The organism is Streptomyces olivaceus, from assembly GCF_000721235.1.
GTDB classification, from domain to species: domain Bacteria; phylum Actinomycetota; class Actinomycetes; order Streptomycetales; family Streptomycetaceae; genus Streptomyces; species Streptomyces olivaceus.
Genome location: NZ_JOFH01000151.1, coordinates 1 through 335 on the forward strand (window position 1 = coordinate 1; position 335 = coordinate 335).

General features: G+C 69.3%; 1 protein-coding gene. It reads right to left on the reverse strand.

The genetic code is table 11. The features are described 5' to 3' along the window. Positions 1-335 (reverse strand): DDE-type integrase/transposase/recombinase (locus IG94_RS0138210; RefSeq protein WP_031048879.1); only part of this gene is annotated, 335 nt, incomplete at both ends.

Genomic DNA, 335 nt, shown 5'->3' on the forward strand with positions numbered 1-335 from the left:
CAGCCATTGCGGGAACGCTTGGCGGCGCTCGGCTTCTGACCGGTAGGGGCGGGCGTAGGCCCACTCGTCCAGCAGGGTGCGGTTGAAGCGTTCGACCTTGCCGTTCGTCTGGGGACGGTAGGGCCGGGTGCGCTTGTGGGCGATCCCGGCCGCTGCCAGGGCATCGCGCCAGTCGCGTGAGCGGTAGCAGGAACCGTTGTCGGTCAGTACCCGCTCGACGGTGATCCCGGCCTGGCTGAAGAAGGCGTGGGCCCGCTGCCAGAAGCCGGTGGCGGTCTCCTTCTTCTCGTCCGCGTGGATCTCGCTGTAGGCGAGGCGGGAGTGGTCGTCGACGG